This window comes from Bacillus cereus group sp. MYBK227-1 (genome assembly GCF_051916325.1).
GTDB classification, from domain to species: Bacteria; Bacillota; Bacilli; order Bacillales; family Bacillaceae_G; genus Bacillus_A; species Bacillus_A cereus.
Window position 1 is genome coordinate 418,718 of record NZ_JBQAGK010000001.1, and the last position, 19,527, is coordinate 438,244.

Below are 19,527 nucleotides of genomic sequence, written 5' to 3' on the forward strand. Positions count from 1 at the left end.
CAATCATTATTGCGGCTTTTTTGTCGTTACACATTGTAATTTCATTTACCGTATTTTTTAGCAGTATAATGAATGCTCTCTTTTTCTTTTTCAAATAATAAGTTTGAAAATACATAGGCAAAATTATTGTATAAAAAAGTCAGTTGGCGTATAATCAAATCAAAGGTCAAAGAAAGTCAAACTTTTGGAGGGCTGTAAAGATGGACTTAAATCAAATGACAACAAAAACACAAGAGGCGATTATGAGTGCCCAATCTTTAGCGGTATCTCATCATCACCAAGAGGTGGATACTGTTCATCTATTACTTGCATTATTAGAAGAGCAAGATGGATTAGCAGTACGTATATTTCAAAAAATGAATGTTGATATAGAAGCATTAAAGCAAGGTGCTGAAAGTTTAATTAAAAAGAAACCTTCTGTAACGGGGAGCGGTGCAGAAGTTGGAAAATTGTATGTAACGAGCGCTCTGCAACAACTTCTTGTAAGAGCAGGAAAAGAAGCAGAAAAACTGCAGGATGATTACATTTCAGTAGAACATGTATTGCTTGCTTTTTCTGAAGAAAAAGGCGATATAAATCAATTATTTACAAGATTGCATATTACGAAAGATAACTTATTACAGTCTTTAATGACAGTTCGGGGGAATCAAAGAGTGACGAGTCAAAATCCAGAAGCAACTTATGAAGCGTTAGAAAAATATGGCCGTGATTTAGTGGCGGAAGTGAGAGCAGGGAAAATCGATCCTGTAATCGGCCGTGATAGTGAAATACGACGTGTAATTCGTATTCTTTCACGTAAAACGAAAAACAATCCTGTTTTAATTGGGGAGCCAGGTGTTGGTAAAACAGCAATCGTTGAAGGGCTAGCACAGCGTATCGTGAAAAAGGATGTACCTGAAGGATTGAAAGATAGAACGATTTTTGCGTTAGATATGAGTGCGCTCGTAGCAGGTGCGAAATTCCGTGGTGAGTTCGAAGAGCGTCTGCAAGCTGTATTAAATGAAATTAAAAAGAGTGAAGGACGCATTTTATTATTCATTGATGAACTTCATACAATAGTTGGAGCTGGTAAAACAGAGGGAGCCATGGATGCAGGAAATATGTTAAAACCGATGCTTGCGCGCGGTGAACTGCATTGTATCGGGGCGACGACGCTCGATGAATATCGCAAATATATTGAGAAAGATCCAGCGCTAGAAAGACGTTTCCAACAAGTATTAGCAGAAGAACCAACTGTTGAAGATACAATTTCCATTTTACGTGGATTAAAAGAACGCTTTGAAATTTATCACGGTGTAAATATTCATGACCGTGCGATTGTAGCAGCGTCAGTTTTATCAGATCGATATATTTCAGATCGCTTCTTACCTGATAAAGCAATTGACCTTGTTGATGAAGCGTGTGCAACAATTCGTACAGAAATTGATTCTATGCCAACAGAATTAGATGAAGTAACGCGCCGCATTATGCAGCTGGAAATTGAAGAAGCAGCTCTTGGGAAAGAAACGGATCGTGGTAGCCAAGAGCGTCTAAAAACATTGCAACGTGAATTATCGGATTTAAAAGAAGTTGCAAGTGGCATGAGAGCGAAATGGGAGAAAGAAAAAGAAGACATTCACAAAGTTCGTGACTTACGTGAACATTTAGAACGTTTGCGTCGTGAATTAGAAGAAGCAGAAGGCAATTACGATTTAAATAAAGCAGCCGAACTTCGTCACGGGAAAATTCCCGCAATTGAAAAAGAGTTAAAAGAAGCGGAAGAAATGGGCGCGCATAATAAACAAGAAAATCGTTTATTACGTGAGGAAGTAAGTGAAGAAGAAATTGCAGATATTGTTTCACGCTGGACTGGTATTCCTGTTGCGAAACTCGTGGAAGGTGAACGCGAGAAATTATTACGCTTAGAGCAAATCTTATCAGAGCGTGTCATCGGACAAGAGGAAGCAGTAAGCTTAGTGTCAGACGCAGTTCTTCGTGCTCGCGCTGGTATTAAAGATCCGAACCGCCCGATTGGTTCTTTCATCTTCTTAGGACCAACAGGTGTTGGTAAAACAGAACTTGCAAAAACGTTAGCCCAGTCTTTATTCGATAGTGAAGAGCAAATGATTCGCATTGACATGTCTGAGTATATGGAAAAACACGCCGTGTCTCGCTTAATTGGTGCACCTCCTGGATATGTAGGATATGAAGAAGGCGGTCAATTAACAGAAGCGGTAAGACGTAAACCATATTCCGTTGTTTTATTAGATGAAATTGAAAAAGCACATCCAGAAGTATTCAACATTTTATTACAAATGTTAGATGATGGACGCATTACAGATTCACAGGGCCGTACAGTGGACTTTAAAAATACAGTTATTATTATGACTTCAAATATTGGATCTGCTCATTTACTAGATGGATTAGAAGAAGATGGTTCCATTAAAGAGGAATCAAGAGACCTTGTAATGGGGCAATTAAGAGGACATTTCCGCCCTGAATTTTTAAACCGTGTGGATGAAATTATTTTATTCAAACCTCTTACAACGAATGAAATTAAAGGCATTGTTGATAAAATTGTAAAAGAACTACAAGGTCGTCTAGCTGACCGTCACATTACAGTAGAATTAACAGATGCAGCAAAAGAATTTGTTGTGGAAGCAGGTTTCGACCCAATGTACGGAGCTCGTCCATTAAAACGATACGTACAGCGTCAAGTGGAAACGAAATTAGCACGAGAATTAATTGCAGGAACAATTACTGATAATAGTCACGTAGTTGTTGATGTAGAAAATAACGAGTTAGTCGTTCATGTGAAATAAAAATAAAAAAGAGTTCGGATAAAATCCGGACTCTTTTTTTAGTGTTGTTCTACTGGTTCGTTTGGAATTGCAGCTGAAATTGCTAGTACTAACACAGCAAGAACAACTGAGAAAATAGACGCTTGGTTAAAGTCGTATGTACCGCCAGTCATAGAGCCGATTACATAGCTCATCATATGTACAAGTAAGAACGACCAAATTAATGCCCAAATGAAACGCATATTTTACACCTCTATTCGTTCAATCTGTCCTTATTGTAACACAATTGAAAAAAGAATATAGAAAAATATTTGTAGATTTTTCAACGCAAATTTGCATTCCGTTCATACATTATAAAAGAGTGGTTTTATATGTTTAGAAAATAAGGCGGGGGAAAAATGAGTATTACGGAACGTTTTTTTTACTTAGAAAAAGAACCATGTGTCATTTATTTACCGGAGAAGCCAAATGGATTTTCTGTTATGCTCCTCGGTGATTATAACTACTTTATTGAGAATGGTACAAGTTTATGGACACAGCATGCGGGTAGATCTTATTTTTTACATGGCCTTATTGAGCAAGGCTACACAGTCTTTTCTTCTAATTTATACGGAAGACATTGGGGAAACGACCAATCTGTTCGTCTAGCGAAACGTTTATATGACGTTGTGTTGAGAAAAGAGACATTGAATGCGAAAATGCACATTATGGCAGATGGTATGGGAGCACTTGTAGCACTCGAAATGATGAACAAATACCCTGAGTGTATACGCTCTGTCATTATGTTAAATCCGTGTTTAGATTTACCAGAATATGTGGAGTTTGAGAAAGAGCATAAGTTTTTTTACAAGAGACTCGTGAAGGAATTAAGTTTGGCGTATGATGCCAAAGAAGAAGAATTAGAATCAAAAATAAATAAGAAATCATTTACGCTTCTTCCATCTTGTGTACCTGTTAAAATTTTCGTATCAACACAAGAAAAAAGAGGAAGAAAACAGCAGTTGCGTAGATATGAGAAAATGAGGCAACTAAATCAATGTGATACTTCTGTCTTGTTCCATCTGCAAGATGTGAAATATAAAATGGTTAGGCAAACGACCGATTTCTTTAAAAAATATGAAGAAGAATTATGAAGCTCCCATATACATAAATGAGGAGCTATTTGTTTCAGAGGGAAAGGGTTGGTGGTATGGAACGCGTGCTAATTGTAGGTGCACTTACGTTTGTAGGTTATCACCTTGTAAATAAAATGATTGCAGAAGAAGTGGAAGTATATGGTCTTGATTTTGATGAATTCGATAGTATGACCAAAATTAATGAAGAGAAGTTATTATTAATTGGGCGAAATGCATTATTTACGTATTATTCGATAAGAGATGAAGATGGATGGAGATCGGTTGAGGAAGAGAGATTCGATACTGTTTACTTTTGCTTATATGAGCCAAATCAGCAAAGTGGATTTCGGAATGAAAGAGTCATATTACAATATTTAAAGCGAATTATAAGAATGTGTGAAGAACAAAAAGTGAAGTTAAATTTAATTTCTTCTATTGAAGTAGGCAGTACAGATGAATCCGAAAATAAGCGACTATTTTTGAAAGTAGAAGAAGGATTGAAAAAAGGGAATTTACAATATAGTGTATTTCGAGTTCCAACATTATATGGACCGTGGCAACCGTCCTTTATGATGTTTCATCAGCTTATTTTATCAGAATTAGGTGAAAAAGAGTGCCGTTGTACGATTGAGGAAAAGGGGAATGATTTACTTTACGTTGAAGATGTATGTGAATACTTATGGGAAAATGGAACGAACGGGGCGCATCTTGGTATATACAATTTACTTAGTGGTAAACAGTCATTATGGGAAAAAGGTATGAATCTTTTACGCGCGGATGATAAAGTAAATAAAAATAATAACGAAGTAAGAGATGAGGCTATCAAGGTAATTTCAATAAAAAGAAATACTCCGTTAGAATACGGTTTAAATAAGCAACTGGCACACATGAAAAAATATAAAGAGTTATACGAAGGGTAGTACGCGTGTTACACTATTGTATGTGAAAGTTTTAATGGAGAGGAAGAGCATAATATGAACGAAAAAAGCATGCAGTTTTTACAAATCGCAATGAAGCATTTACCGGAAGCAAAGGCAATTTTAGATGATAATGGAATTGCACTTGATATGGAGAAGGCACAGCCGGTGTTAGAGTTGTTAATGAAAGTTATGAACGAGGCCTATGAGCTCGGGAAAGCAGATAAAGAATAAAAGAATAAAAAGCATCTTTTTAAGATGGAAGAGAGGCCCGAACCGTGGATAGAAGCGGTCAGGGCCTTTTTTATTCTCGCCTGGGGGAAAACCAGAGATATGAAGAGGATAAAGGAAAAGTAGTGAGGAGAACTCTCTAGTTTAGAAGGAAAGCAGATAAAGAATAAAAAGCATCTTTTTAAGATGGAAGAGAGGCCCGAACCGTGGATAGAAGCGGTCAGGGCCTTTTTTATTCTTGCCTGGTGGAAAACCAGAGATATGAAGAGGATAAAGGAAAAGTAGTGAGGAGAACTCTCTAGTTTAGAAGGAAAGCAGATAAAGAATAAAAAAGCATCTTTTTAGATGAAAGAGAGGATCGAACTGTAAATAGAAGCGGTTTGAGTCTTTTTATATTTGAGAGGTATGTTTCTGTTTCTTTTAATGAAAAATAACGTGAATAATGCGTTAGCTTTCTGTTTTATGCGAAATATATTCTAGACAAAAATACATTTATGTTTTAAAATTAGTACCAAGTCATAATAATTGATATAAAACGGAGGGCTGCGATGTGAACGTGGGCATTTTAGGGATCGGAAGATATGTGCCAGAAAAAGTAGTCACAAATCACGATTTAGAGAAAATAATGGAAACATCCGATGAATGGATTCGTACGAGAACGGGAATTGCAGAAAGACGCATTGCCGATGATACAATAGATACTTCATATATGGCCGTAGAGGCTTCTAAAAAAGCACTTGAAGATGCAGGAATTAGCGGAGAGGATATCGATCTTATTTTAGTAGCAACAGTAACACCAGATCGTGCTTTTCCAGCAGTTGCTTGTGTAATTCAAGAAGCAATAGGAGCGAAACATGCAGCCGCAATGGATTTAAGTGCAGCATGTGCTGGTTTTATGTACGGAATGATTACAGCGCAGCAATTTATTCAAACAGGAACGTATAAAAATGTATTAGTAGTTGGTAGTGATAAACTATCTAAAATTGTAGACTGGAACGATCGAAATACAGCAGTACTATTTGGAGACGGAGCCGGTGCTGTCGTAATGGGAGCTGTTTCAGAAGGTAAAGGCGTTCTATCTTTTGAATTAGGAGCAGACGGAAGTGGCGGCAAGCACCTTTATCAAGACGAGTATGTTATGATGAATGGCAGAGAAGTGTTTAAATTTGCCGTTCGTCAACTTGGTGATTCTTGTCTTCGCGTTTTAGATAAAGCTGGTCTTACGAAAGAAGATGTGGATTTCTTAGTACCGCATCAAGCAAACATTCGTATTATGGAATCTGCAAGAGAGAGGTTAAATTTACCACAAGAAAAAATGAGTATGACGATTGAGAAGTTCGGTAATACATCAGCTTCTTCAATTCCGATTGCAATGGTAGAGGAATTGCAAAACGGACGTATTCAAGACGGTGATTTAATTATACTTGTTGGTTTTGGCGGCGGATTAACATGGGGAGCAGTCGCTCTTCGTTGGGGTAAATAAGGACTGAGAGAAAAAAAGGAGTGTATTTTGTATGGAAAAAAAGAGGGTCGTAATTACAGGACTAGGAGCTGTTACACCGGTCGGAACAGATGTTGAAACAGCGTGGGAAAACATTAAAAAGGGTGTATCTGGAATCGGGCGACTTACAAGAATTGATCCAGAACTATTTCCAGCAAAAGTAGCAGCGGAAATTAACGACTTTGAAGTCGAGAAATATATTGATAAAAAAGAAGCGCGCCGTATGGATCGCTTTACACAATATGCAGTAGCAGCAGCGAAAATGGCAGTTGCAGATGCAAAGCTTGAAATTACAGAAGAAAACGGACCTCGAATTGGTGTATGGATTGGATCTGGTATTGGCGGTATGGAAACATACGAAGAACAATTTAAGATTTTTACTGAGAAAGGCCCACGCCGCGTGAGCCCATTCTTCGTGCCGATGATGATTCCAGATATGGCAGCAGGTCAAGTATCAATCGCAACAGGAGCAAAAGGAATTAACACTTGTTCTGTAACGGCTTGTGCATCTGGTGCAAACTCAATTGGTGATGCATTTAAAGCAATTCAGCGTGGTGATGCTGATGCAATGATTACAGGCGGAGCAGAAGCACCGCTAACAAGTATGGCATTCGCAGGATTTAGCTCAGCGAAAGCATTAACATTTAATGAAGACCCAGCAACGGCTTGCCGTCCATTTGATAAAAACCGTAGCGGTTTCGTAATGGGTGAAGGTTCAGGTATTCTAATTCTTGAAGAATTAGAGCACGCATTAGCACGCGGTGCTCACATTTACGCGGAAATTGCTGGTTATGGTGCAACTGGAGATGCGTTCCATATTACAATGCCTGCTCCTGGTGGGGAAGGCGGAGTGCGTGCAATGCGTCAAGCTTTAGCTGATGCAGGCCTACAGCCAGAAGATATTGATTACATTAATGCGCACGGTACAAGTACTGATGCGAATGAAAAATATGAAACGATGGCAATTAAAGAAACTTTCGGCGAGCACGCGTATAAAGTAGCGATTAGCTCAACGAAATCAATGACAGGTCACTTATTAGGAGCAGCTGGTGCTGTTGAAGCGATTTTCTCTATTAAATCAATTACAGACGGAGTAATTCCTCCAACAATTAACTATGAGACACCAGATCCAGAATGTGACTTAGATTACGTACCAAATCAAGCGAGACACCAAGAAGTAAATGCAGTATTAAGTAACTCATTAGGATTCGGTGGTCATAACGCAGTGTTAGTATTTAAATCGTATAAATAATCGATGAAATAAGGAGTTTTTTCGCAATAGATTGCGAAAAAACTCCTTATTTATTTTTACGCCTTTTTCTCCTGTAGCATATACATAAGAAAAAGGAGGGATAAAGATGGGGATTGTTGAAACAGCTGAATGGCTACATTTATATTATGGACGGCCAGAAAAACTTTGTGAGAAATTTACGAAGTATATTCCGTTGCCAAAAGAAAGGTTGTATCGCTTTTTAATTTCAAAAGGGATGTATCGCCCGATCATGCGCGGAGAAAAGGAAATTAAAGAATTAGAGGAAAAGGAAATTTGGAAAGAATTGAGCCTGGAGTATGATAAACTGAAAAATTGGTTAAAAGGTCCAGATGTCCCTGTCTTTATTTTATTATCAGATTCCTATAATCGAACTGTACAAGAAGAGTATAACGGTAGGGCTGGATTATCTATGCGTCATGTTATTTTCTTATTCGTATGTGGGCGGAATTCGGTAGAAGAATTAAAAGTGTTATTGGCGCATGAATATCATCACATATGCAGGTTACATCAAATTGAGACGAAAGAAACAGAATATACATTACTTGATACGATGATTATGGAAGGGCTAGCGGAACAAGCAGTAACAGAAAGGTATACAGAAAAAAACAATGCACCGTGGACGGCGTATCTTTCAAAAGAAGAGGCTGTTTATTATTGGAAAAATGTTGTACATGAAAGAATAAGTATAAAACGAGGAACAAGGGAACATGACATCTTATTAAATGGCTTTCACTCTTATCCGAAGATGCTTGGCTATGCGCTTGGATTTCATATTGTCAAAGATTGTGTAACTTTGGAAGGAGAAGATACACTTTCTTTATTATCTATAGATGCAAAAGAAATATTGAATAAAGCAAATACATTTCATATATAAAAAAACAGGAATTCTATTTCCTGTTTTTTTAGTATTAATAGAAGAAAAAATAATAATTAGAATATATTTCCTCAAGTGGAATAAAGTTAAGCAAAAATGAACATAATGATTGGTACAAACAGTAGTGAAGTGAGGGGTAGTGAATGTTATATCTACATGATGTATGGGTAAATTGGTTTGAAGGTGAAGAGAATGGGTATAACGTTTGTCATTTTTACGAATGGCGGAAAGATGATACGATTGAGCTATTAGATCAAGTGCCATTATTAAAAGTAGATGCCACATTATATCATTACATCGAGAACGAATTGTTAGAGCTTCCGCAAAAAATGCTGGAAGACGTACATCATAAGGCTTATATTCGTAAAAATCATGAACGTTTGCAGCAAGAGTATTGCTTTGTTGTTACAGATGGGAAAGGCATTATTGCCATTGACACAATTGGTTACAATGTACCAATTCGCAAAAGTAGACTTATACCACGCCAAGAGCAGATGGTATATGAGATGGTAGAAAACGTACAAGCAGAAAAGTATGAGTTCCAAGTAGAAGAAACAGAAAAAGAACATCATATTTTATCACCATCGCCTTTCATTATGAATGGCTTGACTCGTAAAGAAAGACAGCTAAAACAATTATTATTTATGGCGTTAGATCAATTACATACAACGAAAAACACAGCAGAAATTCGCTATTGGTTCACAGAGTGGGATCCATCAGCATATGGAATGGTTCAACATATGGAATTTGAAGATATTTGGGCTAAGCTGTATGATGAAGCGAAAGCTGGCTGGTCTGATAAGCACGAACAATTATGCGAGCGTCTCGTAAAAGGACAGCCATTTTTTGAAAAGTTATGGGAAATGGAAAATGAGCAAAAGGTAAATTAAAAAACCGCCAATTGGCGGTTTTTTAATTTTGTAGAAATCTAGTTCCAGCGGCAAGAATGTTCGGTGGCTTCGCGCCTCCCTGCGAGGCAAAAAGCGCCTCTACGTCAGGAGCTCCATCCCCCTCACATTCTAAACGAGCTCTTCGCGTCTAAGAACCTTCCCCACAAGAAGGTAAAAAGCACCTTCTGTGGGAAAGAACCTTAGCCGTCAGGGCTAAGCAGTCGCCTCCGCTTTTTGTAGAAATCCAGCTCCGGCAGCGAGCTCTTCGTGTCTAAGAACCTTCCGCATAAGAAGACAAAAAGCGTCTTCTATGCGAAAGAACCTTATCCAGTCAGAGCTGAACGAGCTGCCTCCGCTTTATATGTTACCTACGTTTTCTGCTTAGTCCCATTGCGTTTTCTACTTTGCGTAGTTGTTTGAATGCAACGCGGTTTGCTTTTTCTGCACCTTTGTCTAGGATTTCGTCTAGTTCTGGTGAGTTGATTAGTTCGTTATATTTGTCTTGGATTGGACGAATAGCTTCTACGACTACTTGCGCTAGGTCGCCTTTGAAGTCGCCGTATCCTTTTCCTTCGTACATTGCTTCGATTTCTTCAACTGTTTTTCCAGAGAATGAAGAGTAGATGGTTAATAAATTAGAGATACCAGGTTTGTTTTCCTTATCAAATTTCACGATACCTTCAGAGTCAGTTACAGCACTCTTAATTTTCTTTTCAATTGTTTTTGGCTCATCAAGCATACTAATCATTGATTTTGGATTCGGATCAGATTTACTCATTTTTTTCGTAGGCTCTGTTAATGACATAACGCGAGCTCCTACTTTTGGAATGCGAATTTCAGGCATTGTGAAGATTTCGCGGTAACGTTTGTTGAAACGCTCTGCTAAGTCACGTGTTAATTCGATATGTTGCTTTTGGTCATCACCAACCGGCACGATTTCAGTGTTGTAAAGTAAAATATCAGCAGCCATTAATGGTGGATACGTAAGTAATCCAGCTGGAACTGAATCTCTACCAGAAGCTTTATCTTTATATTGCGTCATACGTTCTAATTCTCCAACGTAAGCAACAGATTGCATGATCCATCCTAGTTGAGCGTGTGCTGGTACTTCTGATTGTACAAATAAAGTAGCTTTTTCAGGATCGATGCCGCATGCTACATAAAGTGCAGCAAGACTGCGGATGTTTTTACGAAGCCCGACGGGATCTTGAGGTACTGTAATCGCATGTTGGTTTACAATACAGAAATAACAGTCGTGTTCATTTTGAAGCTCTGTAAATTGCTTCATTGCTCCTAAATAGTTTCCAAGTGTAATCGTTCCACTTGGTTGAATACCAGAAAAGATAACTGACATAAGTAATTCCTCCTAAAATAGAATGCGTGATGTGGGGAAGAGAAGGCAAACAAAAAAGCCCATTCATCCCAAAAACTATAGGGACGAATGGACCGTGGTACCACCCTAATTATTTCACTACTGTGAAATCTCTCTAATCCATAATAACGTTTGGATATAACGCCAAAGCCTACTACTTTCGGTTCGGTTTGGTGCTCAAAAGCCCATTCCATACTGTACAATTACTTGTTCACACCAACCACAAGCTCTCTGAAATTGCCTCAATATGTACTCTTCTTTATCATCGCATACATATAAATTTATTTATTGTTACTTGAGCTCTTTTAATATGAAAGAACTAAAGTTTTATAACAAAATGTTTTGCTGATTATTATATCATATGGGATAGTGTTTGCAAACTACATCAAAATAGTAAAGCTAATGAGGGTCGAGAACAACCCAAGGAAGATACCTGTAATACAAATTGGATATGTCCATTTGAATGAATATGTTTTATAAATACGTTCTTTCTTATCTGTAGGTTCCTCGACTTCTTCAATTAAAGAGTCAATCTTTTTGTTCGTACCAAATACTCTTTGGAATGCGTAAATGGTTACATTGAAAAAACCATTTTGAAATATGTATAAAAAACCGCCGATAAGAATAAAAAACAGTGCAATATAAAACAAAATGTTGACAAAGTTCAACAAAAATTGAGATGAAATGAGGAATGCACCAATACTAGAAGCAATCATCGCTATAAAAATTAGTATACAAGTATGAAAAAAAACTTTATTCAAAATATTCCCCTCCGTCAAAATATTACTAGAATTATTATACTATAAAAGCTATAATAAGTACTAGGATTAATTTTTTGAAAATTATACGCAATTAAAGGTCTGATTTTAAGATGATGGTAGCAATGTTAATGTATCCCTTTACGAAAAATTAAAAATATAAATATTTTATTAAAAATTTTAACAAAAAAACAAAAAACTATATTCACAATTGTTATATTATATGTATAATGAAAATTGTAGAAACTTGGAGATTATTCTTTCAATTCTACTTTTTAACAAGTGAGGGTACAGGAAGTGCAATTAGGGGAGGCAACACAACATGAAGAAAAAGATACCGTTATTACTTGCATCAACTTTAACTGCAAGTATGTTGCTTAGCGCGTGTAGCTACCAAAAAGATGACGCAAAAGCAAAAGGGAAAGAGAACGCTACGAGTAGTAGTAACGGAAAACAGATTCTTAATTTAACAGAGTTATCTGAAATTCCGTCAATGGATGCATCATTGGCATCTGATTCTTCATCTTCTACAGCATTAAATAATACGATGGAAGGTTTATATCGTATTGGCAAAGATCAAAAGAGAATGCCTGGAGTTGCAGAAGATGTCGAAAAGCTAGATGATGGGAAGAAATACATATTTAAATTAAGAAAAGATGCGAAATGGTCGAATGGGGAACCTGTAACAGCTAAAGATTTTGTGTATTCATGGAAAAGAGCAGTAAATCCAGATACAAAAGCAACGTATTCGTACATTATGTTCGATATTAAAAATGCAGAGAAAATTCATAAAAAAGAATTACCTGCTGACCAATTAGGTGTAAAAGCGATTGATGATTATACATTAGAAGTAGAATTAGACAATCCCGTTCCTTACTTTATCGATTTAACAGTTTATCCAGTATTTTACCCACTAAATGAAAACTTTGTAAAAGCACAAGGGGATAAATTTGGTTTAGAGGCAAATACAACATTATATAACGGTCCATTCGTTATGAGTGATTGGAAACATGAACAAAGTTTCCAATTCAAGAAGAATCCTTCATATTGGGATAATAAAACGGTTAAAATCGAAGAAATCAACTTTAATATTGTAAAAAATACAGCAACTGATGTAAATTTATATGAGACAAACGCGATTGATCGAGCGGCTTTAACGTCTGAATTTGTTGATAAGTTTAGAAAAAGCCCAGAGTTCCAAACAAGAAAAGAAGCAGGGGTTGCTTACTTAAGATTTAATCAAAGTAATCAGTACTTAAGTAATAAAAACTTAAGAAAAGCAATTTCAATGTCCTTTGACCGTGATAACATTGCAAAAGTTATTTTAAATAACGGTGCAATTGGAGCTTACGGATTTGTTGGAAAAGATTTCGCTGAAGGTCCGAATAAAAAAGATTTCCGAGCTGAAAATGGAAAGCTAGTTGAAACAAATCCAAAAGAAGCGAAAAAGCTTTGGGAAACAGCGAAGAAAGAGCTTGGAACTGATAAAATCGAACTAGAATTCTTAAACTTTGATAATGAAGATGCTAAAAAAGTTGGGGAATTCTTAAAAGGTGAGATGGAAAAGAACTTACCAGGTTTATCAATTAAAATTAAACAGCAACCATTCGCACAAAAAAATAAATTAGAAGATTCTCAGCAATATGATATTGCGTTTGGTATTTGGGGACCAGATTTCCCAGATCCAATCTCATATTTAGATATGTTTGTTACGAATGGTTCTCAAAATAAAACAGGGTATTCTAATCAGAAATATGATGAGTTAATCCTAAAAGCTAAAACAGATACAAAAGATTTACAAGCTCGCTGGGACAACCTTCTAGAAGTAGAGAAGATGTTAATTAAAGAGGATGCAGTTATCACTCCAATCTTCCAAAAAGGTTCAGCGTATGTAGTAAAAGGTGCCGTAAAAGATATTATCCCAATTAACTATGGTGGTAAATTAACTTACAAATGGGCATCTGTTGAACAAAAATAATCTTTTTTTCCATCGTTTACAAGGGTATATGCCTATGATGGGCATATGCTCTTATTTTAAAAAAATAAAAGTAAGAATATTTTAAACTATCTTATTGCTTTTGAGAAAAACGGGGAGGTGCTTGATATGGGACGTTATGTATTAAAACGTTTCGTGTACATGGCTTTGACATTATTTTTAATTACTACACTGACTTTCTTTTTGATGAAATTACTTCCGGGTTCTCCGCTTAAAAACCAGGAGAAGCTATCACCGGCACAAAAAGAAATCATTCTTGAAAAATACGGATTGAATGATCCGGTACCAGTTCAATACGCACGTTACTTAGGTAACCTAGCAAAAGGTGATTTAGGGGTATCATTCCAATATGATAACCGCCCAGTAACAGACATGATTGTGGATCGTATTGGACCATCAGCCCAATTAGGTTTACAAGCGATTATATTAGGAACATTTATCGGTTTAATTTTAGGTATTGTTGCCGCACTTCGTAATAATACGTGGGTAGATTATAGTGCAACAGTTATTTCGGTACTCGGAATGTCGGTACCATCATTCGTATTCGCCGCATTACTGCAATATTTCGTAGGGGTAAAACTTGGCTGGTTCCCAGTAGCATTCTGGAAAGGACCAGAGTTTACTGTAATGCCTACAATTGCATTATCGATGGGAGTTATCGCAACAATCGCACGTTTCTCTCGTGCAGAATTAATTGAAGTTATGCAAGCCGATTACATTTTAACAGCGAAAGCGAAAGGAATTAGCCAAGGCGTTATTATTGTCAAACATGCACTTCGTAATGCGTTAATTCCAGTTGTAACAATTTTAGGACCAATGGTTGCGGCATTAATTACAGGAACACTTGTTATCGAGCAAATTTATGCTGTACCAGGACTTGGGGAACAATTCGTTAAATCGATTACTTTAAATGACTATACAGTTATTATGGGAACTACGATTTTCTATAGTGCAATCTTCATTTTAGTTATTTTCATTGTCGATATTTTATACGGAATTATTGATCCTCGTATTCGTTTAGCGGGAGGGAAAAAATGATGAAAGATGTACAAAAATTATCTCCAGATTTATTTCAACAAGCCAATCAAAATAATGTTGATAATGAAGTCATTGCCCGTCCAAGCCTAACGTTTTGGCAAGATGTAAGAAGACGTTTATTCCAACATAAAGGTGCGATGCTTGGCCTTGTATTATTAGTTATCATTGCACTATTAGCGATTTTTGGACCGATGGTAAGTAAACACTCGTATAAAGAGCAAGATTTAGGTCGAGCGAAATTACCACCAAAAATTCCAGTTATTGAAAATGTTCATTGGTTACCATTTGACGGTACAGATCAATATGGTGTTGACCAATATGAAAAACGTGATATTAAAGAGTACTTCTGGTTTGGTACAGATGATCTTGGCCGTGACTTATGGACAAGAACATGGGAAGGTACACGCGTATCATTATATATCGCTCTTTTAGCAGCAGCAATTGACTTAGTAATTGGGGTTGCATACGGAGGTATTTCAGCATTCTACGGCGGTAGAGTAGATAACATTATGCAACGTATTATGGAGATTATTAACGGTATTCCATACTTAATCATCGTTATTTTAATGGTAATCATTATGGGATCTGGTATTTGGTCAATTACACTCGCGATGGCGATTACAGGTTGGATAGGGATGTCGCGTATTGTTCGTGGGCAAATCTTAAAGTTAAAAAACCAAGAATATGTATTAGCATCTCGTACATTAGGTGCAACAAATACACAACTAATTGTGAAACATTTAATTCCAAACGTAATGGGACCTATTATCGTAATGACAATGTTTACAATTCCATCAGCGGTGTTTGGTGAAGCGTTCTTAAGTTTCATCGGTTTAGGAATTCAGCCGCCATTTGCGTCACTAGGTTCTCTTGTAAATGATGGTTATAAATCTATTCAAACGTATCCGCATATGATGTTCATCCCTGCGGTTGTCATCAGTATATTAATTTTAGCGTTTAACTTAATGGCAGACGGATTACGCGACGCGTTAGATCCAAAAATGCGTAAGTAAAAGAGGGGAGAGGCAAAGATGAAAACATTGTTAGAGGTAAAAGATTTACAAGTCTCCTTTGATACACATGCAGGTGAAGTACAAGCTGTACGCGGCGTTACTTTTGATTTGAAAAAAGGAGAAACATTGGCGATTGTAGGAGAATCTGGTTCAGGGAAATCAGTTACTTCTAAAGCGTTAATGGGATTAATTCCGAATCCTCCTGGACGCATTAAAAATGGTGAAATCGTATTTGAAGGTCGTGACTTAACGAAATTAACAGAAAAAGAAATGCAGCAAGTACGCGGTAAAGATATCGCGATGATTTTCCAAGATCCAATGACATCATTAAACCCAACGATGACAATTGGAAATCAAATTATGGAAGGTCTAATTAAACACCAAGGGATGAGTAAAGCAGATGCACGTAAAGTTGCTTTAGAATTAATTGACCTTGTAGGTATTCCAAATCCAGAAGCTCGTTTAAAACAATATCCTCACCAATTCTCAGGTGGTATGAGACAGCGTGTAGTTATTGCGATGGCGTTAGCTTGTAACCCGAAATTATTAATTGCCGATGAGCCGACAACAGCGCTAGACGTTACGATTCAGGCGCAAATTTTAGAACTTATGAAAGACATTCAGCAAAAAACAGAAGCAGCAATCATTTTCATTACGCATGACTTAGGTGTAGTAGCAAACGTTGCGGACCGAGTGGCAGTTATGTACGCTGGTAAAGTTGTTGAAATTGGAACTGTAGATGAAATTTTCTACAATCCGAAACATCCATATACTTGGGGTTTAATCGCATCTATGCCAAGTTTAGATGGTTCAGAAGAAGAGTTATATGCAATCCCTGGAACGCCTCCAGATTTATTGAAGCCGCCAAAGGGAGATGCTTTTGCACCACGTAACCCACAGGCACTGAAAATTGATTTTGAAATGGACCCACCTTTATTTAAAGTAAGTGATACGCACTATGCGGCAACTTGGTTACTTCACGAGCAAGCTCCAGAAGTAAAACCGCCAGCAGTCGTTGAAAAACGCATTCTTCAAATGAAAGCAGGTGAACAACATGACTAAACAACGTGAGAAATTAATTGAAGTAAAAAATGTAAAGCAGCACTTCGACGTGAGTGGTGGTGTTGTCAAAGCGGTTAATGATATTTCATTTGATATTTACCGCGGAGAAACATTTGGTCTTGTAGGAGAATCAGGTTGTGGTAAATCGACAACTGGAAGAACGATTATTCGTTTATATGATGCAACTGCTGGTGAAGTATTGTTCGATGGTGAAAACGTACATGGTAAGAAATCACGCGCAGAACTGAAGAAATTCAACCGTAAAATGCAAATGATTTTCCAAGATCCATACGCATCATTAAATCCTCGTATGACAGTAGGGGATATTATCGCAGAAGGTATTGATATTCACGGATTAGCGAAAAGTAAAAAAGAGCGCATGGACCGTGTTCATGAACTATTAAACACAGTTGGTTTAAATAAAGAGCACGCAAACCGTTTCCCACACGAATTCTCAGGTGGACAACGTCAGCGTATCGGTATCGCTCGAGCGCTTGCTGTAGACCCAGAATTTATCATTGCCGATGAGCCGATCTCAGCACTTGACGTATCGATTCAGGCGCAAGTTGTAAACTTACTGAAAAAGTTACAAAAAGAAAAAGGTTTAACATACTTATTCATCGCCCATGATTTATCAATGGTAAAATACATTAGTGATCGTATTGGTGTAATGTACCGTGGCCAAATCGTTGAGTTAACAACAAGTGATGAATTATATGCGAATCCAATTCATCCATATACGAAATCACTATTATCAGCGATTCCACTTCCAGATCCAGATTATGAGCGCAATCGTAAACGTATCGTATATGATCCATCACAACATAATTATGGTAGTGAAGCACCAACAATGCGTGAAATTCGCCCGGGACATTTCGTACTATGTTCGGAAGCGGAGTACAAGAAATATAAAGAGATTTATCAATAAGAAAAAGAGCCATTCTTCTGTTATGGAAGGATGGCTCTTTTTCTACTATATAAAAGAATTGTATACATTTGTCGGTCAGTCGATATATTTAAAGAATCGCCGATATAAATCTCATGTATCATTAGTGATATCCATATGCAAAATTACTGAACTTGAACAGAAACATTCTCCTCTTGTTCTTCAGGTTTAACAAGTGCATAACGCTCCCACGCTCTACTTTTCCAGCGGAAGAACATAATAATGGCACGTGTCCATTCGTCGATGGCGATTGCTAGCCAAATACCAACGAGCCCCATATCTAAATGAAAGGCGAAAAAGTAACCTAGTGGTAAACTCATTAACACCATAGAGAATGCACCGATTAAAACAGGATATTTTGCATCACCAGCTGCACGAAGCGAATTAATGATGACGATATTCATCGTACGTCCCGTTTCAAGTAGTACACTTAGTAAAAGAACACTTGCGCCTAACCCGATAATGTACGGATTATCTGTAAACAGTCCCATTAATTGTGTACGGAATGTAATAACGAGAGCGACCATACATAAAGTTACACCAATCGCCCATTTTACACTTTTCCACAAGCGTTCGTATGCTTCATCTTTTTCGCCACCACCAACGAGGCGGCCAATAATAATGGCTGTTCCCATACCAATTGCAATAGCGAATAAATAAGTGAACATAGAAATGTTCGTAGCGTATTGTCTAGCCGCTAACGATTCCGTTCCTAAATATGTTGCATAGTATAAGAAGACAATTTGACAAGCTTGATACATAACTTGCTCAAAAGCAGATGGAATCCCGATTTTTAAAATTTTCCCGATATATTCTTTTGATAAGGTGAAATAATATTGTAATTTTACACGATATTCCATAACGCGGTATAGTAACCAGAAGAAAACAATAAGCGCTATAAGTCGGCTGACAGCAGAAGAAATGGCAGCCCCTTGTACACCGAGCTCAGGGAAACCAAATTTCCCGAAAATGAGTACATAGTTTCCAGCGATATGAATCATATTCATTCCGAGTGAAATAAACATCGCTTGCTTTGTGAAACCGTGTACACGGATAATTGCGGCTAATGAGTTAATAATAGCTTGTAGGAAGATGGCTCCTCCGACGATAGATAAGTAGTTTTGCGCATACGTTAGTACATCGCCTTGTAAGTTCATTGCGAGCATCATATGTTTCGAAAATAAAAGAAAACCAGCGCTTATAACGAGCCCAACTATTAAATTTAATGTGACGGCTAATGCTGATATTTTAGATGCTTCCATAAAGCGTTTGGAACCGAGGTATTGAGATACGACGATAGCTGCGCCGTTCCCGATGACTTCTAGTACCAAAATAGCGATATGGAGGTATTGATTCGCTGCACCAACCCCAGATACAGCATCGTCTGATAATGCACTTAACATGAAAGTATCAGCGATCCCCATTAACATAAAAAGAAAAACTTCTAGAAAAATAGGCCATGTTAATAAGAATAAACTTAATTTCTCAGTAGGCCCGTTTTTTGCCTGAATTGCTGCCATGTCCGTCCCCTCTTTACCGATATCTATTTTTAGCAAAATGTATCGTAACATACTTTCTTAACCTTTGCACTCATTTTAGCCTACATATTTTTATTATGAAGAGAGTGCTATTTTATGATAAAAACCAAAGGATAATTATACATAAAGTATTATGAGATATAAAATTCATTTTTCTCTGATAATTTAGAAAAGTATAAAAAATATTGTTTTTAACACTTTAGTAAGAATAATCAGCAATATG

At 37.1% G+C, this 19,527-nt stretch carries 17 protein-coding genes and 1 other annotated feature; of the genes, 13 read left to right on the forward strand and 4 right to left on the reverse strand.

What is annotated here, in order from left to right; translation table 11 throughout:
- Nucleotides 1-200: 200 nt before the first annotated feature.
- Nucleotides 201-2,801: an ATP-dependent chaperone ClpB gene (gene clpB / locus ACTFRM_RS02325; RefSeq protein WP_000365401.1), complete on the forward strand. Its 2,601-nt coding sequence runs from the start codon at nucleotides 201-203 to the stop codon at nucleotides 2,799-2,801.
- Nucleotides 2,802-2,839: 38 nt separating this feature from the next.
- Here the strand turns inward: clpB and ACTFRM_RS02330 are convergent, their stop codons facing one another.
- Nucleotides 2,840-3,022, reverse strand: a complete 183-nt coding sequence (locus ACTFRM_RS02330) for a YjzD family protein (RefSeq protein WP_001211116.1) — start codon at nucleotides 3,020-3,022, stop codon at nucleotides 2,840-2,842.
- Between the two features lie 156 nt (nucleotides 3,023-3,178).
- Between ACTFRM_RS02330 and ACTFRM_RS02335 the strand changes: the two genes are divergently transcribed.
- The 7 genes from ACTFRM_RS02335 (at nucleotide 3,179) to ACTFRM_RS02365 (ending at nucleotide 9,581) form a co-directional block, all read left to right on the forward strand.
- A complete protein-coding gene (locus ACTFRM_RS02335) occupies nucleotides 3,179-3,913 on the forward strand; it encodes a hydrolase (RefSeq protein ID WP_000028712.1) in 735 nt (244 codons plus the stop codon).
- 29 nt (nucleotides 3,914-3,942) lie between these two features.
- Nucleotides 3,943-4,815, forward strand: coding sequence for an NAD-dependent epimerase/dehydratase family protein (locus ACTFRM_RS02340; RefSeq protein ID WP_002204825.1), 873 nt, complete (start codon nucleotides 3,943-3,945; stop codon nucleotides 4,813-4,815).
- Nucleotides 4,816-4,869: 54 nt separating this feature from the next.
- On the forward strand, nucleotides 4,870-5,046 hold the full coding sequence (locus ACTFRM_RS02345) for a ComZ family protein (protein ID WP_001986215.1): 177 nt from the start codon (nucleotides 4,870-4,872) through the stop codon (nucleotides 5,044-5,046).
- 547 nt (nucleotides 5,047-5,593) lie between these two features.
- Nucleotides 5,594-6,526 (forward strand): beta-ketoacyl-ACP synthase III, encoded by a 933-nt coding sequence (gene fabH / locus ACTFRM_RS02350; protein WP_001100547.1) that lies wholly within the window; start codon nucleotides 5,594-5,596, stop codon nucleotides 6,524-6,526.
- Nucleotides 6,527-6,557: 31 nt separating this feature from the next.
- Nucleotides 6,558-7,796 (forward strand): beta-ketoacyl-ACP synthase II, encoded by a 1,239-nt coding sequence (fabF, locus tag ACTFRM_RS02355; protein WP_000412656.1) that lies wholly within the window; start codon nucleotides 6,558-6,560, stop codon nucleotides 7,794-7,796.
- Between the two features lie 106 nt (nucleotides 7,797-7,902).
- Nucleotides 7,903-8,691 (forward strand): DUF2268 domain-containing protein, encoded by a 789-nt coding sequence (locus ACTFRM_RS02360; protein ID WP_000513277.1) that lies wholly within the window; start codon nucleotides 7,903-7,905, stop codon nucleotides 8,689-8,691.
- A gap of 143 nt (nucleotides 8,692-8,834) precedes the next feature.
- Nucleotides 8,835-9,581 (forward strand): YjbA family protein, encoded by a 747-nt coding sequence (locus ACTFRM_RS02365; protein ID WP_050252206.1) that lies wholly within the window; start codon nucleotides 8,835-8,837, stop codon nucleotides 9,579-9,581.
- A gap of 364 nt (nucleotides 9,582-9,945) precedes the next feature.
- Here the strand turns inward: ACTFRM_RS02365 and trpS are convergent, their stop codons facing one another.
- A complete protein-coding gene (gene trpS, locus ACTFRM_RS02370) occupies nucleotides 9,946-10,935 on the reverse strand; it encodes a tryptophan--tRNA ligase (protein WP_000110982.1) in 990 nt (329 codons plus the stop codon).
- A gap of 76 nt (nucleotides 10,936-11,011) precedes the next feature.
- Nucleotides 11,012-11,228: a binding site (T-box leader), on the reverse strand.
- 105 nt (nucleotides 11,229-11,333) lie between these two features.
- Nucleotides 11,334-11,714: a DUF3899 domain-containing protein gene (locus tag ACTFRM_RS02375; RefSeq protein ID WP_001044997.1), complete on the reverse strand. Its 381-nt coding sequence runs from the start codon at nucleotides 11,712-11,714 to the stop codon at nucleotides 11,334-11,336.
- 319 nt (nucleotides 11,715-12,033) lie between these two features.
- Here ACTFRM_RS02375 and ACTFRM_RS02380 point away from each other — a divergent pair, with 319 nt between their 5' ends.
- The 5 genes from ACTFRM_RS02380 to ACTFRM_RS02400 all read left to right on the forward strand — a co-directional run bounded on the left by ACTFRM_RS02380 (nucleotide 12,034) and on the right by ACTFRM_RS02400 (nucleotide 17,748).
- Nucleotides 12,034-13,689, forward strand: a complete 1,656-nt coding sequence (locus ACTFRM_RS02380; protein WP_000727217.1) for a peptide ABC transporter substrate-binding protein — start codon at nucleotides 12,034-12,036, stop codon at nucleotides 13,687-13,689.
- Nucleotides 13,690-13,815: 126 nt separating this feature from the next.
- Complete coding sequence (gene opp3b / locus ACTFRM_RS02385; protein ID WP_000534167.1) at nucleotides 13,816-14,745, forward strand: oligopeptide ABC transporter permease; 930 nt, start codon at nucleotides 13,816-13,818, stop codon at nucleotides 14,743-14,745.
- Nucleotides 14,742-15,758 (forward strand): oligopeptide ABC transporter permease, encoded by a 1,017-nt coding sequence (gene opp3C, locus ACTFRM_RS02390; RefSeq protein WP_000974106.1) that lies wholly within the window; start codon nucleotides 14,742-14,744, stop codon nucleotides 15,756-15,758. Before opp3b ends, opp3C begins: the two co-directional genes overlap by 4 nt.
- Before the next feature lie 18 nt (nucleotides 15,759-15,776).
- A complete protein-coding gene (locus ACTFRM_RS02395) occupies nucleotides 15,777-16,820 on the forward strand; it encodes an ABC transporter ATP-binding protein (protein WP_000854346.1) in 1,044 nt (347 codons plus the stop codon).
- Complete coding sequence (locus ACTFRM_RS02400) at nucleotides 16,813-17,748, forward strand: ABC transporter ATP-binding protein (RefSeq protein WP_000166348.1); 936 nt, start codon at nucleotides 16,813-16,815, stop codon at nucleotides 17,746-17,748. Before ACTFRM_RS02395 ends, ACTFRM_RS02400 begins: the two co-directional genes overlap by 8 nt.
- Before the next feature lie 143 nt (nucleotides 17,749-17,891).
- Here the strand turns inward: ACTFRM_RS02400 and ACTFRM_RS02405 are convergent, their stop codons facing one another.
- Complete coding sequence (locus ACTFRM_RS02405) at nucleotides 17,892-19,337, reverse strand: MATE family efflux transporter (protein ID WP_002164600.1); 1,446 nt, start codon at nucleotides 19,335-19,337, stop codon at nucleotides 17,892-17,894.
- Between the last annotated feature and the right edge of the window lie 190 nt (nucleotides 19,338-19,527).